The 1796-nt window shown below is 33.9% G+C and carries 1 protein-coding gene; it reads right to left on the reverse strand.

The features are described from left to right. Positions 1 to 239: 239 nt before the first annotated feature. Positions 240 to 1643 (reverse strand): hypothetical protein, encoded by a 1404-nt coding sequence (locus OZD66_RS05310; RefSeq protein WP_275022436.1) that lies wholly within the window; start codon positions 1641 to 1643, stop codon positions 240 to 242. Positions 1644 to 1796 lie beyond the last annotated feature (153 nt).

Consider the following 1796-nt stretch of genomic DNA (forward strand, 5'->3'; position numbering starts at 1 on the left):
CAACAGTTAAATGGCTATTTATAATGAATTTTGTCAGTAACTGCCAGTTCTTTTCACTTGAGCGATGCAACAAAGCCCACTGGGATCCAGAAAATTTGATTGTGTACTATACAACATTTTCGATTAAAAGCTGGATTCCAGTGTCAAGCACTGGAATGACATCACAGGGGCACTGGAATTTTTGTTTCAATATTTGTACATTAGCCATGCATCTGAACAGATACTGTAAATTAGCTATACTACATTAGCCCATCAGATGAGTTGTAATGGTTATAATTGTCTGATAAGTGATCTCTAACATCGTGACCTAACTCATTGGCATCAGGCTTAACTTCGTGATCTAACTCATTAGCATCGAGCTTAAACAAAGAAGGATTATCATCAGATTGTTGATTAGACTCTTTCTCTTTCGACCCAAATAACCATGAAAAGAGCGATGAGATAGAATCAATAATGGATTTAATTGTTGAAAAAATATTGGATAAGAAATTACTGGGTTGCTGAGTATCCTCTTCGGGTTCTTTTCCTTCTGTATGCTCTACTTCATCCACATCTTGTTCAGGGTTACCTCTGCTTATGAGTGTCTTATCTAGCTGTTTGAATATATTTTTGTCGGAGTTTTGAAAATACATTCGACTTATCTCCTTATTTTCATCAATGTAAATCACTAAAGTTGTATTCTCGTTCCCCAGTCCATCACATTCACTAACGAGCGATTCATGAGAGTTCTTAATGTCTTTGATAAATTGAAGTTTTTCTTCTTCTGCTGAAAGATAATCTCTGTGTTCTGCTCTATAAGTGGTGCCTTTGTATTTAAAACTAAACATTGATCCATGGTCTTCATATTCATCTACTAGTTCATGAATACTCTTGACATTTTGTATAGCTTTAAATTTTTCTTCTTCTGAAAGGTTCTTGTGATATTTATAAAGTGTACCTTTATATTTAAATTGAAACATCGATCCACGGTCTTCATATTCATCTAATCCAGAGTTCTTGATACGTTGTATAATTTGAAATTTTTCTTCTTCTGAAAGATCTTCACGGTATATACTACCAGTTGTGTCCTTATATTTAAATTGAAACATCCATCCACGGTCTTTATATTCATCTACACCCATCTGCTTGCAAATAGCTTTATAATTTTTTTCTTCTACCTCTCGTCCAACAACATTTGCTATGAGTTCAGTATCCAGAATATTCAAAGTTCGGACTGTTGCTGATGGTGAAAAACGTAATTGAAATATGTGACCTAGCCCATGACCTAGAACAAAATCCATGGCACTTTGCTTATATGTCAGAATATTCTGATAATCTGTTACTCCTCGTGTAATATATCCTGGACCACCGTCTTCATCTATGCCGAGAAGATTGTTATACTTTATATAATCGCTTCTATTATTGAAAATGTAAACCTTTATATCTTTAACTATGCTACTATCTTTGAAGCAAAACTTTTCTTTAAATGCCCCATAGGCAGTTTTAATGTCTGTTTCTATTTGGTTTTGTTCCTGCTCAGATAAGTTGTCGTATTTTATAGTACAATTTATATACCCGTATTTAACGGTAAAGCTGTTAGACAAAATATCATGTATATTTGTGGAAAAATAATTGAACTGCTTTGACTCGGCTTCCTTATACAATTGATGCCCATATTTATCACTAGAATACTTTGGTAGTTTAGGTACTTTGGCAATTAAGTTTTTGTTATAGCACTTCTCATAATAGTCCAAAAAAGGTAAGATATGGACTTATAGTAGTGATGGTAAGCATGCCAGCAGCATATAGTTATGACT

The sequence above is a fragment of the Wolbachia endosymbiont of Drosophila baimaii genome (genome assembly GCF_028982185.1).
Lineage (GTDB): Bacteria > Pseudomonadota > Alphaproteobacteria > Rickettsiales > Anaplasmataceae > Wolbachia > Wolbachia pipientis.